At 66.6% G+C, this 24,631-nt stretch carries 11 protein-coding genes and 1 pseudogene; 5 read left to right on the plus strand and 7 right to left on the minus strand.

Going from position 1 to position 24,631, the window contains the following annotated elements:
- Window positions 1-68: 68 nt before the first annotated feature.
- Window positions 69-1,520 carry a carboxylesterase/lipase family protein gene (locus ABIC17_RS19330; RefSeq protein ID WP_354284693.1) on the plus strand — a complete coding sequence of 484 codons (1,452 nt, stop codon included), beginning with the start codon at window positions 69-71 and terminating at the stop codon, window positions 1,518-1,520.
- Here ABIC17_RS19330 and ABIC17_RS19335 read toward each other — a convergent pair.
- Complete coding sequence (locus ABIC17_RS19335) at window positions 1,517-2,077, minus strand: GNAT family N-acetyltransferase (protein ID WP_354284695.1); 561 nt, start codon at window positions 2,075-2,077, stop codon at window positions 1,517-1,519. The genes ABIC17_RS19330 and ABIC17_RS19335 overlap by 4 nt on opposite strands.
- A 139-nt stretch (window positions 2,078-2,216) precedes the next feature.
- Here ABIC17_RS19335 and ABIC17_RS19340 point away from each other — a divergent pair, with 139 nt between their 5' ends.
- Complete coding sequence (locus ABIC17_RS19340; protein WP_354284697.1) at window positions 2,217-2,507, plus strand: DUF6916 family protein; 291 nt, start codon at window positions 2,217-2,219, stop codon at window positions 2,505-2,507.
- Here the strand turns inward: ABIC17_RS19340 and ABIC17_RS19345 are convergent, their stop codons facing one another.
- Window positions 2,508-3,143: a phage tail protein gene (locus ABIC17_RS19345; protein WP_354284699.1), complete on the minus strand. Its 636-nt coding sequence runs from the start codon at window positions 3,141-3,143 to the stop codon at window positions 2,508-2,510. It lies immediately after the preceding gene.
- Between the two features lie 285 nt (window positions 3,144-3,428).
- On the opposite strand from ABIC17_RS19345, the gene ABIC17_RS19350 reads away from it, so the two are divergent.
- Window positions 3,429-13,334, plus strand: coding sequence for an Ig-like domain-containing protein (locus ABIC17_RS19350; protein WP_354284701.1), 9,906 nt, complete (start codon window positions 3,429-3,431; stop codon window positions 13,332-13,334).
- Between the two features lie 11 nt (window positions 13,335-13,345).
- Here the strand turns inward: ABIC17_RS19350 and ABIC17_RS19355 are convergent, their stop codons facing one another.
- The 5 genes from ABIC17_RS19355 to ABIC17_RS19375 all read right to left on the minus strand — a co-directional run bounded on the left by ABIC17_RS19355 (window position 13,346) and on the right by ABIC17_RS19375 (window position 20,411).
- The gene (locus tag ABIC17_RS19355; protein ID WP_354284703.1) at window positions 13,346-14,134 is read right to left on the minus strand and encodes an ABC transporter permease; all 789 of its coding nucleotides are present in this window, start codon (window positions 14,132-14,134) and stop codon (window positions 13,346-13,348) included.
- Window positions 14,131-15,063, minus strand: a complete 933-nt coding sequence (locus ABIC17_RS19360; protein ID WP_354284705.1) for an ABC transporter ATP-binding protein — start codon at window positions 15,061-15,063, stop codon at window positions 14,131-14,133. The genes ABIC17_RS19355 and ABIC17_RS19360 overlap by 4 nt, the downstream gene beginning before the upstream one ends.
- A 231-nt stretch (window positions 15,064-15,294) precedes the next feature.
- Entirely contained in the window at window positions 15,295-16,020 is a 726-nt protein-coding gene (locus ABIC17_RS19365) for a DsbA family protein (protein WP_354284707.1), read from the minus strand.
- Window positions 16,020-17,375, minus strand: a complete 1,356-nt coding sequence (locus ABIC17_RS19370) for a M48 family metalloprotease (protein ID WP_354284709.1) — start codon at window positions 17,373-17,375, stop codon at window positions 16,020-16,022. The genes ABIC17_RS19365 and ABIC17_RS19370 overlap by 1 nt, the downstream gene beginning before the upstream one ends.
- Before the next feature lie 135 nt (window positions 17,376-17,510).
- Entirely contained in the window at window positions 17,511-20,411 is a 2,901-nt protein-coding gene (locus ABIC17_RS19375) for an Rne/Rng family ribonuclease (RefSeq protein WP_502958511.1), read from the minus strand.
- Between the two features lie 646 nt (window positions 20,412-21,057).
- Here ABIC17_RS19375 and ABIC17_RS19380 point away from each other — a divergent pair.
- Window positions 21,058-21,873, plus strand: a pseudogene (locus ABIC17_RS19380) (N-acetylmuramoyl-L-alanine amidase family protein); the annotation flags it as partial.
- Between the two features lie 97 nt (window positions 21,874-21,970).
- Window positions 21,971-24,505: a penicillin-binding protein 1A gene (locus ABIC17_RS19385; protein WP_354284713.1), complete on the plus strand. Its 2,535-nt coding sequence runs from the start codon at window positions 21,971-21,973 to the stop codon at window positions 24,503-24,505.
- Window positions 24,506-24,631: the final 126 nt, after the last annotated feature.

Below are 24,631 nucleotides of genomic sequence, written 5' to 3' on the forward strand. Positions count from 1 at the left end.
GGGGCGAAGTCCCTCTGTGATTCGCGCCATGTGCGATACACACACGCAAAAAGCGGAGGAGATGATTGATGAAAAGCCTGTTCCCCCTTGGTGCGGCCACCGCGCTTGTCGTTGCCGCCCCCTTCTCCATCGCCGTCGGTGCCACCCAACCGACCGCGCCGACGGTAACGATCGACAGCGGGGCGATCCGCGGCACGCTGACCGACGGCGTCGCAAGCTGGAAGGGGGTTCCCTTCGCCGCCGCACCGATCGGCCCATTGCGCTGGCGGGCACCGCAACCCGTGGCGGCATGGCGGACGGTGCGCGACGCCACGACCTATGCGCATGATTGCATGCAGGTCCCCTTCCCCAGCGACGCGGCACCGCTCGGCACGCAGCCCGCGGAGGATTGCCTGTACGCAAACGTCTGGAAACCGGCGCAGGCGCGCGGCAAGCTGCCGGTCATCGTGTGGATCTACGGTGGCGGCTTCGTCAACGGCGGGGCCTCGCCGCCGACCTATGCGGGGGCCAATGTCGCGAAACAGGGCGTCGTGTTCGTCAGCTTCAACTACCGCGTCGGGCGGTTCGGTACCTTCGCGCATCCGCAACTCACCAAGCAGAACCCCGATGGCGGGATGCTCGGCAATTACGGGTTCATGGACCAGATCGCCGCGCTGAAATGGGTCCAGCGCAACGTTGCGGCATTCGGCGGTGATCCGGCCAACGTGACCATCATCGGCGAAAGCGCGGGCGGCATGTCGGTCCATGCGCTGGTGACCTCGCCGCTGGCCAAGGGACTGATGGCGAAGGCGATCGTGATGTCGGGCGGTGCGGGCATGACCGCCCCGGATGCGATGCTCGCCTCGGCGGAACAGATCGGCGTCAATTTCGCGGCTGCGCACGGTGTGGCGGCGGGCGATGCCGACGCGATCGGCAAGTTGCGGGCGCTGACCGCGGAGCAAGTCACCGACGGACTGAGCATGATGCAATTGTTCCGCCCCGCCCCCGGGCCGAAGACCTTCACCGGTCCGGTCGTCGACGGCACCGTCCAGGTCGATATGGGCAAGGCCTATGCCAACGGCGCGTTTGCGCATGTGCCGATGATGATCGGTGCAACCAGCGCCGACATGGGGGGCAAGACCGGCTTCATGATCGGCGGTGCGCGCAGTGCGGCGATCGCGGTGTCGGACAAGGGCGTGCCGGTGTACGCATACCGCTTCTCCTATGTCGCCAATTCGGTCGACCGTCCCGGTGCGGACCACGCATCGGACATTCCGTTCTTCTTCGACAATGCCGGGGTCAAATACGGCCCCGCGACGACGCCGCGCGACGCCGCGATGGGCAAGACGATCAGCGCCTATATCGTCAACTTCGCGAAGACGGGGAATCCCAACGCGGCGGGGCTGCCGGTGTGGCCGGCGTACCGGCATGACAGCGACGCGCTGATGGACTTTTCGGCGGCGGGCACCGCGCAGCCGCAGAAGGACCCGTGGGGCGCGGAGATCGAGGCGGCGGCGGCCAAGCCCGGTTCGGGCAACTAGGGATTACGCCTGCCGTCGTCCTGCGCCTGTGTCTGCGGCGTCCAGCGCAGAAAGGCGTGGGTCGCAAAGCGCGACGGCTTCCGACCGAAGCCGGCGCGCGCATACAGGCGGATCGCCGCGGAATTGTCGATCTCGACATGCAGCCCCACCGCATCCGCCGCCCCTGCTTCCGCCGCCTGCTGGATCCAGCGGACCAGCGCGGTTCCACGTCCACAGCCGCGTTCCGCCGGAAGGAGCGACAGTTCGATCAGGTGCCATTCGCTTTCGCTGCGGTCGAGCGACAGCCGGCCGATCGGGATCCACGCTCCGCCCTCGTCGATGCGATCGACCACCCAATAGTCGGCGGCGGGGTGCGCGCGCCGGTAGTGCGCCTGTTGCAACCAGAACTGATCCGCAATGAACGCGTCTTTTTGCCGTCGCGACCACAGGCAGCCGCGCAGCTCGGGCGCGCGGACGCTACCGTATAGCGCCAGCAGGAAGGGATGATCGGCGCGCCGCACGGCGCGTAGCCGCACATCGCCGGAAGGACTTGCGTCCGGTGCGGGCGACGGGTGCATCGGAACGGTTGTCCGGGCGCGGGTCACGCGGTTGCGGGCCGACAACCATGTCCGTTGTCGTTCCATCCGCTTCTGAACACCCAGATTCTGCGGCACGAAGCGGTCGGACCGTCCTGTCCCGTCCGGAGGATATGATCGAATGCGCCTGGTGAAACCCGAAGACTTCCAACCCTGGGTGGGCCGCCGGGTCCGGGTCGATACCGCGCCTGCTCCGGTCGACCTGCTGCTCGTGCGGATCGAGCGGATGCCGCCGATCGTGGGCGCGGATTTCCGCGAGCCCTTTTCGATACTGTTCGAAGGATCATGGTTGGTGCTGCTGTTGGATGCGACCTACTGGTTCGACTGCGGCCGCGCAGGTCCGCATCCCTTCCACGTGACGCAGCTCATCCCGCAGGGGCGGACGCGACGGTATCAGGCGATCTTCACCTGATCAGGGTTGTTCGGGCCAGATCCCCACGGAGGCAATGATCGTGGTCACCGCCAGAAACGGCGGCATCGTCGCAAATGGTGCAGATGCGCCGGCCGACGCGACCGTTACCGCTCCCCCGCCGGCGGTGACGCTGCCCTGCACACCGGAAAGATTGACCGGGACCGCGCCCGGCTGCGTTGCGCTCGCCGCGGGGACGTACAGAACCGGCTGGGTATCCGTCTCGGCCGCCGAGCCAAGAAAACAGCCGTCCGTCGGGATCGCGATTTCCTGCGCCGCGGGAACCCCCGCAACGGCGGTCAACGTGCCGTGGAAAGCGCCGTTGGAGGTCGGGGTGAACGTCGCATTATGCGTATGCATAGGCAGTTGCGAGATACTGAGCGCAACGCCCTCAACACCGCCCGCCCCCCCCGGCAAGCGCGGGGTGAGTCCCGGCCCCGAGCCAGTCCCGATGAACGTCCGCCCGCGCGCGTCCGGGAGGCAAAAGGTGCTGTTCTGCGTGCCGCCGAAGGTGTTCCCAAGCAATGCGTACAGCGCCTGGTTCTGGCTTATCTGAAGCGGTGCCCCGTTGCAGGTAAGCCAGTTGACCGGCGCATACCGAAACCCGACCTGCATGATTTGTCCAATAAACGGATCCATAACCCCTCCTCATTCCGTTTACATAATACGCATCATGTACTGATCGATCCAATCGAGTTACGTCGCTTATGGAGCATAGTCGGGTTTGACCATCCCTGGCATTTTTAATGATTTTCAACGCTATAAATCATGTGTTCTGTCACTTTACTTCATTTGTAGTACAGCCTGAAGCATCAATTATGGTTCAGTTTATTATTAAATCCTTCGATTTTTAAAAATTAGTCGAAATATCCTAACCTGACGACAGAACAGTTCGATTGATCATCTAGTCAAGGGGGGGCGCGGATGCGGGGGGGTGTCGGGCTTCAGTTTCCCAGACTCGCGGTCGATGGACCGTCGCGCGTCCTCCGTGCCGTTCTGGCAGCGGCGGCGGCGGTCGCCTTGCTGCACCCTGCCGCGGCCATGGCGCAGAGTAGCGGATGCTCGGCGGTCAACGCCCGCTTGCTGGATTTCAACGCGGTCCTCGTGGGCCCCAACGCGAACCAGCCGGGGACCACGAGCGGCTACCGCGGGACTTCGGGCGCGCTTTCGATGATGCGGACGACCACGTCCTATACGGACAATGTCATTGGTTCGACCGGGTTCGTGCCCGACGACACAACGACGTACAGCTTCACGACGGGGGATCGTCTAGAATTCACCGCAGACGTCTCCGCGATCAGCGTCCTGGATCCTGCCCGCATCCGGTTCCGCGCCGGATTGAGCACTGGAGGCGGAGCGTATCAAGCCATCCCGGCACGCGCCAACGTCACGACGACGGGTACGTTCACCGGCTATTACGAGATTCCGAGCGGCTTGCGCGCGATCGCCATGACGATCGATAACCCGAACGGCAACAACGTCACCACGAGTATCTCCGTCCTCTGCATCCCCTTCGTCGACCCCGGCGTGTCGCTCGGCGTGACGATGGCGCACAGCGGTTCCCCGGCGCAGAACGGAACGGTCGACTATACGATTACCCCCAGCGCGAACGGGAACGCTACCGGGACCAATCTGACGCTCACCTTCACCTTGCCGACCGGACTGAGCTTCGTGTCCGGCACCGGATTGGGCTGGAGCTGCACGTCGACACGGTGTAGCTACACCAATACGATCGGTGCGGGCGGCACCGGCAACCCGCTGACGCTGCGCGCCAATGTCGCAATTTCCGCGAGCACCAGCCTGACCCCGAGCGTCTCGCTGTCGGGTGGCAACGCAGGGAGCGCCGCCACCGCGAGCGACCCGACCACGATCACGCAGGTCGCCGCAACGGTGACGGTTGCCGGGGGCAATTCCCAGAGCGCCGCAACCGGCACCGCTTTCGCCACCCCGCTGAGCGTCACGGTGCGCGATGCGGGGAGCGTGGTGATCCCCAACGCTACGGTCACCTTCACCGCGCCCGCGACGGGCGCCAGCGGGAGCTTCAGCAACACGAGCAACACGATCGCGGTTACCGCCTCCGGCACAGGCGTCGCCAGTTCGGGGACGTTCACCGCGAATGCGACCGCCGGGGCCTATTCGGTCTCCGCCGCTGCAGGGGCGGCGTCCGCGACCTTCGCGCTGACCAACACCGCTGCGACCGCGGTCCCGACGGTCACTGGCATCGCTCCGGCATCGGGCCCGCTGACGGGCGGCGGGCCGGTGGTCATTACCGGCACCGGTCTGACCGGCGCGACCGCGGTCTCCTTCGGATCGACCGCCGCCACCGGCTTCACCGTCGACAGCGCGACGCAGATCACCGCCACCGCCCCCGCCGCGAGCGCGGGCGTGGTAGACGTGACGGTCACTACCCCCGGCGGCACCAGCGCGACGAACGCCTCCACCCAGTTCACCTACGCACAGCCCCCCGCCGCGCCGACGATCACCGCGACGCCACCCACACTGTCGAACAGCACGAGCGCAACCTTCCAGTTCACGCTCGCCAGCGGCACGGCGGAATGCGCGATCGACAATGGCAGCTATGCCGCCTGCACCAGCCCGGTGACGCTGACCGGCCTGTCCGAGGGCGCACACAGCTTTCAGATCCGCGCGGTCAACGGCGGGCAGACGAGTTCGGCTGCGTCGCACAGCTGGACGATCGACTCCAATCCGCCCGCAGCCCCCGTCGTCACCACGCCCGCCAACGGATCGAACCGCGTGGTATCGTTGCGCAGTGTCACCGGCACGGCAGAAGCCGCGAGCACGGTCACGGTCTATCTCGACGGCGCGTCGGACGGGACGGCAACGGCGGACGTGTCAGGGAACTGGACCCATACGCTGACGACGCTGACCGCGGGTTCGCACGCCCTCAAGGCCCGCGCAAGCGATGCCGCGGGCAATAGCTCGACCGATTCCGCGACCAGCAGTTTCACCGCCGTGGCGGTGCTCGCCGCGGCGCAGGCATCCCCGAGCGTGACCGCGGTCATCAGCACCGCAATCACCACGGTCCAGCCGGTCACCGTCAGCGGCGGACTTGCGCCAATTTCCTACGCGCTCAGCGGCGGCACCTTGCCCAGCGGGTTGGCGTTCGACACCACCACCGGCCAGCTTTCGGGCACGCCCACGACCACGCTCGGGGCAACGACCTTCACCGTCACCGCAACCGATGCCCTGTCGCAGACCGCTGCGCGGACGTTCAGTCTGAGTGTCGGCAATGCCAGCCAGACGATCGCCTTCACCTCGACCGCCCCGGTCGCCGCAGTCATCGGCGGGGCGAGCTATACGCCGAGCGCGACCGCGACATCGAGCCTGACTGTCGCCTTCACGATCGATCCTGCGAGCAACAGCGTCTGCACCATCGCCGCTGGCGTCGTCAGTTTCACTGGTGCCGGGACATGCCGGATCAACGCCGACCAGCCGGGCAACGCCAGTTACGCCGCAGCCACGCAAGTCCAGCAGAGCTTCGCCGTTAGCGCGGCGAGTCAGACGATCGCCTTTACTTCGACCGCGCCCGTCGCTGCGGTTGTGAGCGGGGCCACCTATACACCGAGCGCGACCGCTACATCGAGCCTGACCGTCACGTTCACGATCGATCCTACAAGCAACAGCGTCTGCACCATCGCCGCTGGTGTCGTCAGCTTTACCGGTGCCGGGACATGCCGGATCAACGCCAACCAGCCAGGCAACGCCAGTTACGCCGCGGCAACGCAAGTCCAGCAGAGCTTCGCCGTTAGCGCGGCGAGTCAGACGATCGCCTTTACCTCGACCGCGCCGGTCGCCGCGGTCGTCGGCGGGGCGACCTATACGCCCAGCGCGACCGCCACATCGAGCCTGACCGTCGCCTTCACGATCGACCCCACGAGCAACGGCATCTGCACCATCGCCGGTGGCGTCGTCAGTTTCACCGGTACGGGAACCTGCCGGATCAATGCCGACCAGCCGGGCAACGCCAGTTACGCCGCGGCCACACAAGTCCAGCAGAGCTTCGCCGTTAGCGCGGGAAGCCAGACGATCGCCTTTACCTCGACCGCGCCAGTCGCCGCGGTGGTCGGCGGGGCGACCTATACGCCCAGCGCGACCGCGACATCGGCGCTAACCGTTGCGTTCACGATCGATCCTGCGAGCGACGGCATCTGCGCCATCGCCGCTGGCGTCGTCAGTTTCACCGGTGCCGGAACATGCCGGATCAACGCCGACCAGCCGGGCAACGCCAGTTATGCCGCAGCCACACAAGTCCAGCAGAGCTTCGCCGTTAGCGCGGGAAGCCAGACGATCGCCTTTACCTCGACCGCGCCAGTCGCCGCGGTGGTAGGCGGGGCGACCTATACGCCAAGCGCGACCGCGACATCGAGCCTGACCGTCGCCTTCACGATCGATCCGGCGAGCAACAGCGTCTGCACCATCGCAGCTGGCGTCGTCAGTTTTACCGGTACGGGAACATGCCGGATCAACGCCGACCAGCCGGGCAACGCCAGCTACGCCGCGGCCACGCAAGTCCAGCAGAGCTTCGCCGTTAGCGCGGCAAGCCAGACGATCGCCTTTACCTCGACCGCGCCGGTCGCCGCGGTCGTCGGCGGGGCGACCTATACGCCGAGCGCGACTGCGACATCGACCCTGACCGTAGCGTTCACGATCGACGCCACGAGCAACGGCATCTGCACCATCGCTGCTGGCGTCGTCAGTTTCGCTGGCACGGGAGCATGCCGGATCAACGCCGACCAGCCGGGCAACGCCAGTTACGCAGCCGCAACCCAGGTTCAGCAAAGCTTCACGGTCAGCGCGGCGAGTCAGACGATCGGCTTTACGTCGACCGCCCCCGTCGCCGCAGTCATCGGCGGAGCGACCTATACGCCGGGCGCGACCGCGACATCGGCACTGACCGTCGCGTTCACAATCGATCCTGCCAGCAACGGCATCTGCGCCATTGCCGCGGGCGTCGTCAGTTTCACCGGTACGGGAACCTGCCGGATCAACGCCGACCAGCCGGGCAACGCCAGTTACGCCGCAGCAACGCAGGTCCAGCAGAGCTTCACTGTGAGCGCGGCGAGCCAGACAATCAGCTTTACCTCGGTCGCGCCGGTCGCTGCGGTCGTTGGCGGGGCGACCTATACGCCGAGCGCCACCGCGACATCGAGCCTGACTGTCGCCTTCACGATCGATCCCGCGAGCAACGGCATCTGCACCATTGCCGCTGGCGTCGTCAGTTTCACCGGTGCGGGAACATGCCGGATCAACGCTGACCAACCCGGCAACGCCAGTTACGCGGCGGCAACGCAGGTCCAGCAGAGTTTTACCGTGAGTGCGGCGAGCCAGACGATCGCCTTTACCTCGACCGCGCCAGTCGCCGCGGTCGTCGGCGGGGCGACTTATACACCGAGCGCGACCGCGACATCGGCCCTGACCGTCGCGTTCACGATCGATCCTGCGAGCAACGGCATCTGCACCATCGCTGCGGGCGTCGTCAGTTTCACCGGTGCCGGGACATGCCGCATCAACGCCGACCAGCCGGGCAACGCGAATTATGATGCGGCAACGCAGGTTCAGCAGAGCTTTGCGGTGACCGTGGCCAGCCAGACGATCAGTTTTACGTCGAACGCACCGGGCAGTGCCCGCGTCGGCGGCGCGCCGTACACACCGGCCGCGACCGCGACATCAGGGCTTCCGGTCGACCTGACGATCGCCCCTGCCAGCAGCGCCATCTGCACGCTGTCCGGTGGCAACGTCACGTTTAGTGCGGCGGGGACGTGCCTGATCGACGCCAATCAGGCGGGCAACGCCAGTTACGCCGCCGCATCGCTCGTGCAGCAGAGCGTCACCGTCGCAAAAGGCGACCAGACCGTCAGTTTTGCGGGATTGTCCGACGCCTCGCTGTCGGCATCCCCGCTGACCCTGTCGGCCACCGCAGGGTCAGGACTGGCGGTGGAGTTCGCGAGCGGCACGGCGGGGATCTGTACGGTTGCAGGGACGACGCTCTCGCTGATCGCGCAAGGCACGTGCACCGTGACCGCGGACCAGCCGGGCAACACCAACTGGAACGCCGCGCCGACGGTGACGCGCAGCTTCTCCGTGCTGCCGGCTACGCTCGCGCTGTTGAGCAATCCGTCGGCAAGCGCTGTCGTCGGCGCGGCGTTCAGCCAGGACAATACGGTGACGGGCGGGGTTGCGCCGTACCAGTTCACGCTCGCAAGCGGTGCGCTGCCGGCGGGGGCCAGCCTCAATGCCGCGACCGGGGCGGTGCGGGGCACCCTCACCAGCGCCGGGGCGTTCAGTTATGCCATCACGGTCGCCGACTCCGCCAGTCCGCCGACGACCGCCACCGGCAGCACGGTCAGCGGCACGGTCGGCAAGGGCAGCCAGACGCTCGGCTTCACCTCCACGCCCCCTGCCCCGGCGATCGTCGGCGGGACCTATACGGTGGCCGCACAATCGTCCGCGACCCTAACGCCGGTCTTTACGATCGCGCCCGCCAGCGCGGGCCTATGTGCCGTAACCGGGGCGACCGTTAGCTTCACCGCAGCAGGAAGCTGCGTCATCCTCGCCGATCAGGCCGGGACGAGCGATTACGATGCCGCTCCCCAGATCAGCCAGTCGGTTACGATCCTCGCCGCGCCAACCGCCGCCGACCGCACCGCGTCGATTGCCTATGACAGCACCGGCACCGCGATCGACCTCACGGCGAGCATTGGCGGGGGTGCGCACGATGGCGTCGCGATCGTCACTGCGCCAGCGCATGGCACCGCGAGTGTCGCCGGTGACATCGTAACCTATACGCCGACGGCGGGATATTTCGGTGCGGACAGCTTCACGTACAGCGCAACCGGGCCGGGTGGCACGTCTGCGCCAGCAACCGTCAGCCTGACGGTCGCCACGCCTGCCGTTCCAACCGCCGCGGCGGGCACTGTGGACGTCGGGTACGATAGCGCCGGACAGGCGATCCCGCTCCAACCAAGTGGAGTCTACACGACCGTAGCGATCGCTACCGCCCCGACAAAGGGAACGGTGACGCTGAGCGGCGCGACGGCGACTTATGTGCCGACCCCCGGCAACTTTGGCACGGACAGCTTCACCTATACTGCCACCGGGCCCGGTGGGACGTCTGCACCTGCCACCATCAGCGTGACGATCGCCACTCCTGCCACCCCGGGCGCGGCGGGGAGCACGGTCGACGTTGCGTACGACAGCGCGGGACAGGCGGTCACTTTGCAGCCGAGCGGCGTCTATACGACCGTAGCGATCGCTTCAGCCCCGACAAAGGGAACGGTGTCGCTGAGTGGCACGACGGCGACCTATGTCCCGACCCTAGGCAGTTTCGGGGCGGACAGCTTCACCTATACCGCGACCGGGCCGGGCGGCACCTCAGCGCCAGCGACCGTCAGCGTGACGGTCGCCACACCCGCCACGCCGGGCGCGGCGGGGAGCACGGTCGATGTTGCGTACGACAGTGCCGGACAAGCGGTCACGTTGCTGCCGAGCGGCGTCTATACGACCGTCGCGATCGCGACCGGGCCGACCAAGGGAACGGTGACGCTGAGCGGCACGACGGCGACCTATGTGCCAACCCCAGGCAGTTTTGGCGCGGACAGCTTCACCTATACCGCGACCGGACCGGGCGGCACCTCAGCGCCAGCGACCGTCGGCGTTACGATCGCCACACCCGCCACACCGGGTGCGGCGGGGAGCACGGTTGACGTTGCGTACGACAGTGCCGGACAGGCGGTCACATTGCAGCCGAGCGGCGTCTATACGACCGTCGCGATCGCGATCGCCCCAACCAAGGGAACGGTGACGCTGAGCGGTACAACCGCAACCTACATACCGACCCCCGGCAGCTTCGGCGCTGACAGCTTCACTTATACCGCGACCGGGCCCGGTGGGACGTCTGCGCCTGCCACCGTCAGCGTGACGATAGCCACGCCTGCCACCCCGGGCGCGGCGGGGAGCGCGGTCGACGTTGCGTACGACAGTGCCGGACAGGCGATCGCTCTGCAGCCTAGCGGCGTCTACACCACCGTCGCGATCGCGACCGCCCCGACCAAGGGGACCGTGACGCTGAGCGGGACGACGGCAACCTATGTGCCGACCCCCGGCAGCTTCGGCGCCGACAACTTCACTTATACCGCGACCGGGCCGGGCGGCACCTCAGCGCCAGCGACCGTCAGCGTGACGATCGCCACACCCGCCACCCCGGGCGCGGCGGGAAGCATGGTCGACGTTGCGTACGACAGTGCCGGACAGGCGATCGCTGTGCAGCCGAGCGGCGTCTATACGACCGTCGCGATCGCCACCGGCCCGACCAAGGGAACGGTGGCGTTGAGCGGCACGACCGCAACCTACATACCGACCCCCGGCAGTTTCGGCGCGGACAGCTTTACCTATACCGCGACCGGGCCGGGCGGCACCTCGGCACCCGCAACGATCAGCGTGACGATCGCCACGCCTGCCACCCCGGGCGCTGCGGGGAGCACGGTTGACGTTGCGTACGAGAGCGCGGGACAGGCGATCGCCCTGCAGCCGAGCGGCGTCTTTACCACCGTTGCCATTGCTACCGCCCCGACCAAGGGAACGGTGACGCTGAGCGGTACAACCGCAACCTACATACCGACCCCCGGCAGCTTCGGCGCGGACAGCTTCACCTATACCGCGACCGGGCCCGGCGGCACCTCGCCGCCTGCAACCGTCAGCGTGACGATCGCTACCCCCGCCACGCCCGGCGCGGCGAACCTGTCCGCCGACGTCGCGTTCGACAGCGCCGGGCAGGCCATCGTGCTTCAACCGAGCGGCGTCTATAGCAGCGTCACGCTCGCCACTGCGCCCACCAAGGGTAGCGTGACGATCAGCGGCGCGACCGCAACCTATGTCCCGACCGCCGGCAGCTTTGGCAGCGACAGCTTCAGCTACATCGCGACCGGCCCCGGGGGGAATTCCCCCGCGGCAACGGTAAGCGTGACGATCGCGGCACCCCCAGTGCCGGTCGCCGAACCCGTCAACGTCGACACCGCGGGCACTACCGTCGAAGGCGGCGCGAGCGTGGGGATCGATCTCGGCAAGCTCGTTTCGGGCACTTTCGCCACGATCGAAATCGCCGCGCCCCCCACGCACGGAACCGTCACGCTGCGCGGAACGACAGCCGCCGCGCGAAGCACGGGCGGGGCACGCGCTCTCGCCGTGAACGACTGGACCGCCACTTATGAACCCAACCCGGGCTATGCAGGCAAGGACAGTTTCCAGTTCGTCGCGGTCGGGCCCGGCGGACGATCGGCGCCGGCAACCGTGGAGATCACCGTCACCGGCCAGCCCCCGACCGCGCTGGCCAAGTCCGCCAGTATCGGGGACGCGCAGACCGTATCGGTCGAACTGACCGAAGGCGCGATCGGGGGCCCGTTCACCACCGCGACGATCGACGCGGTGAGCCCCGCAGAGGCCGCTACCGCCCGCATCGTCCAGGGCGGCACCGCGGCGCAACCGAGCTACCGGCTCGACGTGACGACGGCAGCACATTTCGGCGGAACGGTGGTCGTGCGCTATCGTCTTGGCAATGCCTTCGGCATGTCCGCCGCCGCCACGGTGACGATCACGGTAACCGCGCGTCCCGACCCGTCCGCCGACCCGGTCGTACGCGCGATTTCGGACGCGCAGGCCGAGATCGCGCGGCGGTTCGCGCGCACGCAGGTCTCCAATTTCATGGCCCGCGCGCAGCAACTCCACCACGGTGGCGGCGCGACCAATCCGCTGGGGATCGCGGTCAATCTGCGCGATGCGGTACTGACCCCCGGCGACCCGCGTGTGTCCGGACGGGACCCGGCGCTATCGCCGGACGGGCTCGACCGTGACCGCTTCGTGTCCAGAAGCGTCGCGGAAGCCACCCTGCCCGGACGGGCGATCGGCAGCGGGCGGGGGAACGATCTGCCCGAGCGCGACGACGCGCCGCACAGTGACGCGGCGACTGTCGGGCCGCGTCCGGTCGGCGACATCGCGCTATGGACCGGCGGGTCGATCGAAGTCGGGACGCTCGACCGGCGATCGGGCCGGGCAAAGATCACGCTGGCAAGCGGCGGGCTCTCGACCGGTGCCGATCTGCGCATCGCCGATTGGGCGACGATCGGCCTCGGTGGCGGCTATGGCAGCGACGTCAGCCGGATCGACGGCGAGGCGGCGCGCATCCGCAGCGAAACCAAGGTCTTCGCGGCGTACGGCAGCTTCGCGCCTGTGGACGGCACGTTCGTCGATGCGATGATCGGCCACGGCACCCTCGATTACCGGACACGGCGGGCGGTTGCGGCAACGGGCGAGGTCGCGCTGGGCAAGCGCGAGGGCGGCATGACGTTCGGCGCGGTATCGGCCGGCGTCGACCGCCAGAACGACGGTCTGCGCTGGTCGGGCTACGGTCGCCTGGAATGGTTGGACGGAACGCTCGACGGCTATTCCGAAACAGGCGTCGCACGCTACGCGCTGCGGTTCGACGACCGCAGTGTGCGATCGTTGACCGGGGTCGTCGGTGGCCGGTTCGAGATCGCGCACGACCTCGGCTTCGCGCGGGTCAGCCCGCGGATCGCGGCGGAATGGCTCCACGAATTCCAGACCGCCGGGGTGCAAAGCCTCGACTATGCCGATTTCAGCGGCCTGGCGACCTATCGCATCCGCGGCACCGGCTGGCAGCGCGAGCAATATCAGCTGTCGCTCGGAAGCCGCTGGAGCCTGATGCTGCAATGGATGGTCGACATGGAAATCGGCTTGCGCGGCGCGGCGGGGGAAAGCGCGGCGCAAGGCCGGTTGCGGATCAGCAAGCGGTTCTGACCCGCCCCCCGTCAGTTCTTGAGCCGCCATCCGCTGCGGAAGATCCATCCGACCACGCCGAGGCACACCACCAGGAACAGCGCGGTGACGCCGAGGCTCAGCCCGACCGACACATCGCCCTTGTCGAAGAACGCCCAGCGGAACCCGCTCACCAGATAGACCACCGGATTGAACAGGCTGATCGTCCGCCACGGCTGCGGCAGCATGTCGATCGAGTAGAAGGCACCGCCGAGGAAGGTGAGCGGGGTGATCAGCAGCGCGGGGATGAAGTTCAATTGCTCGAACCCCTTCGCCCAGATGCCGATGATGAAGCCGAACAGGCTGAAGGTCACGCTGGTCAGCACCAGGAATGCAATCATTGCGAGCGGGTGGACGATCTGCAACGGAACGAACAGCGCCGCGGTCGCGAGAATGATCAGTCCGATCACGATCGATTTGGTTGCGGCTGCACCGACATAGCCGACCACCATCTCCATCGCCGAGACGGGCGCGGAGAGAAGCTCGAACATCGTGCCGGTGAACTTGGGGAAATAGATGCCGATCGAGGCATTGGCGATGCTTTGCGTCAGCAGCGACAGCATGATCAGCCCGGGCACGATGAAGCTGCCATAGCCGACCCCGCCGACCGTGCTGATCCGCGACCCGATCGCGCCGCCGAACACGACGAAATAGAGCGAGGTGGTGATCACCGGAGTGACGAGGCTCTGCCACAAGGTGCGCAAGCCCCGTGCCATCTCGAAGCGGTAGATTGCCCAGATGCCGTTGAAGTTGATCGCGGGGGCTTTGTCGGTGCCGCTCATGCCGCGTCCTTCTTTTCGACCAGGTCGACGAAAATATCCTCGAGGCTCGATTTCGAGGTTTCGAGATCCTTGAACCCGATCCCGAGCTCCGCAAGCTTGCGCAGCAGCGAGGGGATGCCGGTATGCTCGGCCTGCGCGTCGAAGATGTAGCGCAGCGTCTTGCCGTCATTCTCGAGCGCGACGTCCCAGTCGGACAGGTCGCCCGGCATCGCGTCGAGCGGCTCCTGCAACGCAATCAGCATCTGGCGCTTGCCGAGCTTCTTCATCAGTTCGGCCTTGCCTTCGACGAGGATCAACTGGCCCTTGTTGATGACGCCAACACGGTCGGCCATTTCCTCGGCCTCCTCGATGTAATGCGTCGTCAGGATGATCGTCGTGCCCTTTTCGCGCAGCCGGTGGACGAGCTTCCACATGTCGCGGCGCAAAGCGACGTCGACGCCCGCGGTGGGTTCGTCAAGAAACAGGATGTCGGGTTCGTGGCTGAGCGCCTTGGCGATCAGCACGCGGCGCTTCATGCCCCCCGACAGTTCCATGATCTTGGCGTTACGCTTGTCCCACAGCGACAGGTCGCGCAGCACCTGTTCGAGATACGCCTCGTTCGCGCCGCGCCCGAACAGGCGGCGGCTAAAGCGGACGGTGGCGATGACGGTCTCGAACATGTCGACCGACAGCTCCTGCGGGACGAGCCCGATCGCGCGACGTGCGCTGCGGAAATCGGTCAGCGCATCGTGGCCAAGCACGGTCACGCTGCCGGTCGTGGGCGTGACAATGCCGCAGATGATCGAGATGAGCGTCGTCTTCCCCGCGCCATTGGGGCCAAGCAGCGCAAAGATCTCGCCCCGGTTGATCGACAGGTCGATCGGTTGGAGCGCGTGATGGCCTGATGCGTAGGTCTTCGAGACCCCCGCGACCGAAAGTATACTGTCCATCAAGCCCCCGTTTGTTGTGCGGGAGATAGGGCGGCTGGTGCGGTGCAACAAGGTTGCGGGTCGGTTCAAGCCATTCCCTCCCTCCCTTCACGCGCTTCCCCGGCGAAGGCCGGGGCCCAGTAGCGAAGGTCGAGGTTATTGAGCGCAGCACACGCCACTACCCGCCCTCGACTGGGCCCCGGCCTTCGCCGGGGAAGAAATGCAGAGGAAAAGGCGGAGGCGATGCCGCCCCTATTTCGCGGCGCGAGCCGTTGCGACCGCCTTCTGCAACGCGTCCAGCGTCAGCGCGGACGACACCACGGTGTTCCCGATCACCCAGCTCGGCGTCCCCGTCAGGCCCAATTGCCGCGCGATGCCCATGTTGGAGGCGATCTCCGCCTCGGCCTGCGGCGTGAAAGCCGCGGCCTTGGCAAGATCGACCCCCGCCGTCTTGGCCGATGCCGTGATCGTTTCGCGCGATACCGGTCCGGCGGCGTAGAGCGCATCGTGGAAGCGCTGGAACTTGCCCTGGTTCGCCGCTGCAAGGCTCATCCGTGCGGCATCGACGCTTGCGTCGCTCAGCACCGGGAATTCGCGGAACACGACGCGGAGCTTGGGATCGCTCTTGAGCAATGCCGTGATCGTTGGGAGGCTGGCGCGACAGTAGCCGCAATTATAGTCGAAATATTCAACGAGCGTGACGTCGGGATTGGCGCTGCCCATCCAGGCGCTGCCGACCGGCTTCAGGATCGCATCCTTGTTGGCGGCGATCGCGTCGGCATGCGCGCGGTCGCGCAGCGCGTCCATCGCCTGCGGGATGATCTCGGGGTGGCTCAGCAGATAATCGTGGACGACCTGCTCGGTCCGGGCAGCATCCGGCGCGCTGGCGGGAACGAGCCGTTCGACCGCCCAGAACAGCGCCGCACCGAGAATGGCGGCGACGAACGCCACCGCGAAGGAACCTGCATAAGGGCGCATCAACGTCTTTTCTTATATTTCTTGGGGTTGTCGGACATTTCGTTCTGCGCCGCCATTGCGATGTCCTGCGCACGGATCCAATCGGTCGAATTGGGCGGCAGACCCTGCATCGCGCCCCGCGCGCTATAGGCGGCAGTGCGCTGGTCCCCGGTCAGGCTCGCCTGCTCGGCGGTGGCGAGCAGCGCGCGGGTCTGATCGCCCGACGCCTCGTACACCGTCCCCAGTTGATACCAGGCGAACGGATTGTCGTCATCGCGTGCGACCGCCTGGCGCAGCACCTTGATTGCTTCGGGATAGTTGGCCTTGTCCTCGGTCGCGATCAGCGCGTGGCCGAAGGTGGTCGCGATCAGCGGGCTGTTGCGCGACTGGTCGGTCGCCTCACGCAAGGGCACCAACGCCGCCACCGGCTTGCCCGCCTCGAGCAGGATCTGTCCCTGGATCTCGAGGAAATACGGGTCGTGCGGGTACGCTTTGATCAGCGCGTTCGCCTCGGCATCCGCCTTTTCAGGGTAGCCCGATTTGTGCCACGCATAAGCCCGCGCATAATGCGCGTACAGGGTCTGGTCCTGCTCGGGATAGACGTTGAGCGTCGTCTTGGGGTCGGCGACATAGCCGAGCAGCTTGGCTTTCACCCGCTTGAACCGCTCCTCGAGTCCGGGGTCGGGCTTGGTGTTGTACGCCGGCGACGATTGCACGTCGGCGGTCAACGCCGAGATGCGGTCACCCGACAGTGGATGGCTCTGCGCGAACGGATCGATGTTCTTGAGGCCATACGCATATTCCTCGTTCTGCAACTTCTTGAAGAACGTCAGCATCCCCTTCCCGCTGATCCCGGACTGGCGCAGGAACCGGGCACCGGTCGCATCCGCGGTCGATTCCTGGACGCGCGTGAAGGCAAGGAACTTGCCTTGCGCGGCACTCGTTCCCGCGGAAAGGATCCCCGCCCCGGCTTCGGGCGCGCCCGCGGCGATGGCCGCGACGCCGAGTACCATGCTGAGGATCGATATGCCCATCGCGGGCTTTGCGCCGCGGTCCATCAGGATGACATGGCCATCGGCGACGTGGCCGAGTTCGTGCGCGATCACGCCCTGCACCTGATTGGCATTGTCGGCGGCGCGGATCAGCCCCGAATGCACGTAGACCGTCTGTCCGCCGGCAGTGAACGCGTTGATCGAATCGTCGTTGATCAGCACGATCTTGACCGCCGCGGGCGACAGGCCCGCCGCCTTGATCAGCGGGAGCGACATTTCGTTGAACATCGCTTCGGTTTCGGCATCGCGCAGGATCGATTGCGCGGTTGCCGGTTGTACGAGGAGCAGGAGAGAGGCCGCGAGTCCCGCGATGTACCGCTTCATGGTGCTTCTATCCCCGAGTTTCGCCGTGCGGGCAACCGGGGCTGCGGTGAACGCGCGGCACTGAACCCCGCGTGAAGCGGTGCCACGTCCCCCGGTGCCACATCAAGGGACGTGGGCCGAGGGACGTGGTTCGGATCAGGCCCCGAAGGTCCGCTGCCACCAGCCGCGACGCGGCGTACCGGCTTCGCCCGGATCGGGATCGATCGCGGTCGGCGCAGGCGCAGGCGCGGCACGTTCGCTGTCCGCGACCGGCGCGGCGGCTTCGGGCGCCGGTTCGATCGCCGGGGTCGACTCGACCGCGACGACCGGATCGATCGGCGCTTCAGCGGCTACCTCGGCCTTCGCCTTGGGGCGACGGGCGCGCTTGGGCTTGGCGGCAGGCTCTTCGGCAACGGGCGCGACCGGTGCTTCGACCACAGCCTCGGCGGGTGCCTCGGCGGGAGCGTCGGCAACGACCTTCTTGCTGCGGCGACGCTTCGGCTTGACCTCTGCCTCGGTATCCGCAGCAGGTGCCTCGACCGGCGCCGGCTCGGCCGGGGCCGCTTCGACCGGAGCAGCCTTCGTCCGCGCCGTCTTGGCAGCCGGAGCGACCGCTGCGTCGTCCTTGCGCGCCTTGGGACGACGACGGCCCTTCTTGGGCGCATCCGCTTCTACCGGGGCTTCTACGGCGGATTCATCGCTGACCTCGGACGGAGCCTCGGCTTCGGACAAGGCGACCATGGTCTCGACGTCCACCGCAGGCAGGTCCGCCGCGATGATCAGGCCAGGTGCTTCGCCACCGGCGTCGTCCGTTGCCGGCTCGGCCGTGGTCTGCTCGCCCTCGGCGCGACGTCCGCCGCGACGACCGCGACGACCGCGACGGCGCTTGCCGCCCTCACCCGTTGCTTCGCCTTCGGCAACCGCCGCGATGTCCTCGGCTCCGGCATCCACATCATCCGCAGCCACGAGGTCTGCAGGAGCGAGTTCGTCGCCGAGCAGTTCGGCAACGTCCGACACTTCCGTGCCTTCATCGCCGACGTCCTCGCCAGCTTCGATCGCGCCTTCGCCCTCACCCTCGGGACGGTTGCGACCGCGACGACCGCGACGGCGGCGACGGCGGCGCGAGCCGCTGTCGTCGTCGCCCGCACGCTCGGCCCGCTCGGGACGCTCGCGCGGTTCGCGGACGGCCTTGGGCTCTTCCTCTTCCTCGACCACGTCGTCGATTTCGTCCTCAACCTCTTCCTCGATGAAATCTTCCTCGATTTCCTCGATCGGCGCGTCGAAGCGCGGCGTGTAGGCGGGCGGCGGTCCGGAGACCTCGACCGACATGCGCGCGCCTTCCTGCTCGCCGTCGGGCGAGACTTCGATCATCACGCCGTAGCGTTCCTCGATCTCGGCGAGTTCGGCGCGCTTGCGGTTGAGCAGGTAGAAGGCGGCTTCCTGGCTCGCGCGCAGCAGAAGCTGCGACCCGCGACCCTGGGCAGCTTCGTCCTCGAGCAAACGCAGCGCCGACAGGCCCGACGACGAGGCGGTACGGACAAAGCCCGAGCCTTCGCAATGCGGGCACGGACGCGTCGATGCTTCGAGCACGCCGGTGCGCAGGCGCTGGCGGCTCATTTCCATCAGCCCGAACGACGAGATGCGACCGATCTGAATGCGTGCGCGATCGTTCTTAAGCGCTTCCTTCATCGCCTTCTCGACCTTGCGGACGTTCGAGCCGTTATCCATGTCGATGAAGTCGATCACGACGAGACCCGCCATGTCGCGCAGGCGCAACTGGCGCGCGATCTCGGCAGCGGCCTCGAGGTTGGTCGCGGTCGCGGTCTGCTCGATCGAATGCTCGCGGGTCGAGCGCCCCGAGTTGATGTCGATCGACACCAGCGCCTCGGTCGGGTTGATCACGAGATAGCCGCCCGACTTGAGCTGGACCACCGGGTGATACATCGCGGACAGCTGCTCCTCGACGCCCGCGCGCTGGAACAACGGCACGGGGTCGCTGTAATGCTTCACCTTGCGCGCATGGCTCGGCATTAGCAAACGCATGAAATCCTTGGCGTGCTGATAGCCTTCGGTGCCCTCGACGATGACCTCGTCGATCTCGCGATTGTAGATATCGCGGATCGCGCGCTTCATCAGGTCGCTGTCGCCGTACACCAAAGCAGGCGCGGACGAGGAGAGCGTCGCCTCGCGGATCCCGTCCCACAGGCGGGCGAGATAATCGAAGTCGCGCTTGATCTCCTGGCGCGTGCGCTGGAGCCCCGCGGTCCGCACGATGCAGCCCATCGACGGGGGCAGCTTCATGTCCGCCATGATCGACTTCAGACGCTTGCGATCGCCCGCGTTCGAAATCTTGCGGCTGATCCCGCCGCCGTGCGACGTGTTGGGCATCAGCACGCAATAGCGACCCGCCAGCGACAGATACGTCGTCAGCGCAGCACCCTTGTTGCCGCGTTCTTCCTTGACAACCTGGACGAGCAGCACCTGCCGACGCCGGATGACGTCCTGGATCTTGTAGCGATGGCGCAAATTGGTGCGACGCTCGCGCAGATCGTCGGCGGCATCGTCCGATGCCGAGCGCTTGCGACGGCGACGGCCGCGGCCTTCGCCGGGGTTTTCGCCTTCAGATGCGACTTCGCGGTCGGGGATGATCTCGTCGGACTCGTGCCCGCCGTCATCCTCGTAGCGCTCGATCGATTCTTCGTCGGGCTCGAACCCGTCGTCTTCCATCTCCAGATCGTCGTCGGCGTCCTGCTGGGCGCGCAAGGCAGCTTCTTCAGCGGCATGCTCGGCCTCTTCGCGCAGGAGCGCGTCGCGGTCTTCCTTCGGGATCTGGTAATAGTCGGGGTGGATTTCGCTGAAAGCGAGGAAGCCGTGGCGGTTGCCACCGTAATCGATGAAAGCGGCCTGGAGCGACGGCTCGACGCGCGTCACCTTGGCGAGATAGATATTCCCCTTGAGCTGCTTGCGCTCAGCGGATTCGAAATCAAACTCTTCGATCCGGTTTCCCTTGACGACGGCAACACGGGTTTCTTCCCGGTGCCGTGCGTCGATCAGCATACGCGTGGTCATGTAATTGTCTCCGGACACGCGGCCGGCTGCGCCATGGCGCTGGCCGCGCGAAATAAAGGTACGCGGAGCGAGGGGCGGTAACGCCGCCGGATTCGCTCGCACGGTGGGTTGCTAAAATCGCCTCTGTTCGCTCTGCACGCCCGGCCTTCCGGCCCTGGGCATCCCGCGCAGTCGCGTTCCCGCCGGTAGCAACCGGGGGAAACGAGAAACGGGAACCATGCATCATGCGAACGTCAACCTGGATAGGCCGCGGCCAGAGAACACCGGGGCGGCCGAGTGGACCTGTCGCATCCGTAACTTGGGTAACGATCAGGTACTGGTTATTGCCTAGCACCGACCTGCGCGCGCAGCAACCGGCACGTGAAGCGACGATATCGGGTAATTCTATGGTTGGACGACACGTTAACGTTTCTGCGCTATCGTCTGCGAAATGTTCATCGGGGGTTCCGGGAAAGTGTGCGTAGTGCGCAAAATGCAGGCGTTTTATGCCATTTTTGCGTCGATCCGTGCCCGGTTTGCACCCGCCTGCGACCGCAATGGCCCTGTTCGTAGCGCGATTGCCGCCGGTTTGGCCCTGACAATAGCATCCCTGACGACGACCCCTGCGGTTGCCGAAAGGATCGTACAGGATTCAGATCGTGTCGCGGCCAGCGCGATCAAGATGGCGTCGCCCAAAAAGCCCCCAGCCCGCCAACCCGCCGCGGTGCCCGCGACCCAGCGCCACGGACGGTTGCCGCGGATCTATGGGGATGACGACCGCCGCCCACTGGTCGTGATCGATGCGGGCCACGGCGGGGTCGACCCCGGCGCGATCTCGCCGATCGACGGGCGACGCGAGAAGGACGTGACGCTGAAGATCGCGCGCGCGATCCGCGACGAACTGGTCCGCGCGGGGCGCGTGCGCGTCGCGTTGACGCGCGAGGACGACCGCTTCCTGATCCTGCGCCAGCGGTACGGGATCGCCCGTCGGCTCGGCGGAGCCTTGTTCATCTCGATCCATTGCGACAGCGTCGGCTCGGGTGCGGCCACGGGGGCATCGGTCTACACGCTGTCCGAGGTCGCCTCCGACCGCGAGTCCGCACGGCTGGCGGCGCGTGAGAACAAGTCCGACATCATCGCGGGCGTCAATCTCGCTTCGACCAACGCCGATATCTCCTCGATCCTGATCGACCTGACGCAGCGCGAGACGATGAACGCGTCGGCGGGGTTCGCACGGCTGCTCGGGCGCGAGGCGCGCGACCGCGTGCCGCTCAAGCCCAATTTCCACCGCATGGCTTCGTTGATGGTCCTGAAAGCACCCGACATGCCGTCGGTGCTGTTCGAGACCGGCTATATTTCCAACCCCGCCGACGCCGAATTCATCGACAGCGAGGACGGCCGTCGCCGCATCGCCCAAAGCGTCGAGCGCGCGGTCGAAGTGCATTTCGCGCGGCGCATGGCGAACCGCTGAAACCAGCGACACGACGCCGTGCGATGCGACGGCCCCGGCACCGCGCGGGATAAGGCGGCTGGCAAGCGACGCGAAAGTTGCTAGAGCCTCGTGGCTTATGGCCGAGCCCAACTCCACCGTGACATTCCGTATTCGTCGGGAAGACGGGAGCTCCGAAGGCTTTCTCCGCCGTGCCTGGGGGCGCTGGTGGGTCAAGACGCTGGCGGTTCTCGCGCTGCTGGGCTCGATCGGTGCCGGGATCGGCTGGTATGTTTTCGCTTCCGACCTGCCTTCGGTCGACAAATTGCGCACCTATGAGCCACCTTTGCCGACCAACGTGCGCGGAACCGACGGAACACCGATCTACACCTACGCCCGCGAGCGCCGCGTCGAGCTGAGCTACGGCGAATATCCGCCGATGCTCGTCCGTGCGTTTCTCGCCGCCGAGGACAAGTCGTTCTTCGAGCATCACGGTGTCGATTATCTCGGCATTGCCGGCGCGGCCTTTCGCAATCTGAGCACGGGGCGGCGTCCGGCGGGCGCATCGACCATCACGCAACAGGTCGCCAAGAACCTGCTGATCGGCAATGCGCCCAATTACAGCCGCAAGATCAAGGAAGCGATCCTCGCGTACAAGATCGAGGGGACGCTGACCAAGAAGCAGATCCTCGAACTGTACCTCAACCAGATCGCGCTGGGGCGCAACGCGTTCGGCGTGGCGGCGGCGAGCTACGCCTATTTCGGCAAGGACCTGAACAAGCTCGATCTCGCGCAGATTGCGTATTTGGCGATTTTGCCCAAGGGGCCGGCGAATTACGATCCGGTCCGCCATACCCAGCGCGCGCTCGACCGGCGCGCCTATGTGCTGCGCGAGATGCTCAAGAACGGGTTCATCACGCAAGGCCAGCACGATGCCGCGATGGCGGAGCCGCTCGGGACGGTGCCGCGTCAGACGCCCAAACGCGAGACGGCGGGCGCAGGCTATTTCGTCGAGGAAGTCCGTCGCCAGTTGATGGGCAAGTTCGGCGAGGATGCGCTCACCGGGCCGTACAGCGTCTATGCGGGCGGTCTTTGGGTCCGGACCTCGCTCGACCCGAAGATCCAGGATTACGCGCAGACCGCGCTGCGCGAGGGGTTGCTCCGGTTCGACCGAGGGCGGGGATGGTCCGGGCGGATCGATCATGCCGACATCGACGGCGACGCGTGGCAGAGCGCGTTCCTCAACAAGAACATCGGGCTCGATTACGACGACTGGCGCGCCGCGATCGTGATCGATCTGGACACCAGCCGTGCGACGCTCGGGTTTGGCGACGGCACGACCGGTGAGATGCCCCGTTCCGCCGCACAGACCCCGGTCCGTGGCAAGGGCGGCACCGCTTATGCGGCGCTCAAGGTCGGCGACATCATCGCGGTTGCCCCCGAAGGCGGCAGCTTCGCGCTGCGGTCGGTGCCCAAGATCTCGGGCGCGTTCGTCGTCGAGGAACCGCAGACCGGCCGCGTGCTGGCGATGCAGGGCGGGTTCGACTCGCGGCTCCAGGCGTTCAATCGCGCGACCCAGGCGCAGCGCCAGCCGGGTTCGACGATCAAGCCGATCGTCTATGCCGCCGCGCTGGAAGGCGGGATGACGCCGGCCTCGATCATCGTCGACGGGCCGTTCTGCGTCTATCAGGGCGCGCGGCTCGGGCAGAAGTGCTTCCGCAACTTCGGCAACATGCGCGGCGCCGGACCGCACACGATGCGCTGGGGCGTCGAGCAATCGCGCAACCTAATGACGGTGCGCACCGCGGCCACCACCGGAATGCCGCGGATCGTGTCGCTGATGGACCGGATCGGCGTCGGCAAATACCCGCCCTATCTGTCCTATGCGCTCGGCGCCGGCGAGACGACCGTGTCGCGGATGGTCAACGCCTATGCGATCCTGGCGAACCAGGGGCAGTCGCATCCCGCCTCGCTGGTCGATTTCGTCCAGGACCGGCACGGCAAGGTGATCTGGCCCGAGAACTGGCGCGCATGCGACCGCTGCAACGCACCCAACTGGAACGGCAAGGCGATGCCGCGTCCGGTCGTCCGCGGGAAACAGATCCTCAGCGCGATGAGCGCGTATCAGATGATCCACATCGCCGAGGGCGTGATCCAGCGCGGCACCGCGACCGTGCTGCGTGATCTCGACCGACCGATGTTCGGCAAGACGGGTACGAACTCGGGGCCGACCGACGTGTGGTTCATCGGGGGCACGCCGCAGATGATCGGCGGGCTGTACATCGGGTATGACCAGCCGCATTCGCTGGGCGGTGCGGCGCAGGGCGGCACGGTCGCCGCGCCGATCTTCAAGGCGTTCGCGGTCAAGGCGTATGAGGGTCTGCCCAAGCTGCCGTTCCGCGCGCCCGCGGGGATCCGCATGGTCCGGATCGATCGCGGGAGCGGGCGCCCGGTGTTCGGCGCGTGGCCGACCGACGACCCCAAGGCCCCCGTCATCTGGGAAGCGTTCAAGCCCGAGAGCGAGCCGCGCCGCGTGATCCACCGCGACATGACCGCGCCCGATCCCGCCGCCGCGGCGGCTGCCGCCGCCGCAAAGGCGCGCGCGGCGAGCGAGGCCCAGAAGGAGACACGCAAGGACAGCGATTTCTTGCAAAGACAGGGTGGTATTTACTAGCACCACCTGCGGCCCATATACGTCATCCCCGCGCCGGCGAGGGATCCATTCCCTCAACGCGTTGGAGATGATGGATTCCCGTCCCCCTCGGGAATGACGAAACGATGTATTCTGGAAGGTTTTCCC

The organism is Sphingomonas sp. PvP056 (assembly GCF_040549155.1).
GTDB lineage: Bacteria > Pseudomonadota > Alphaproteobacteria > Sphingomonadales > Sphingomonadaceae > Sphingomonas.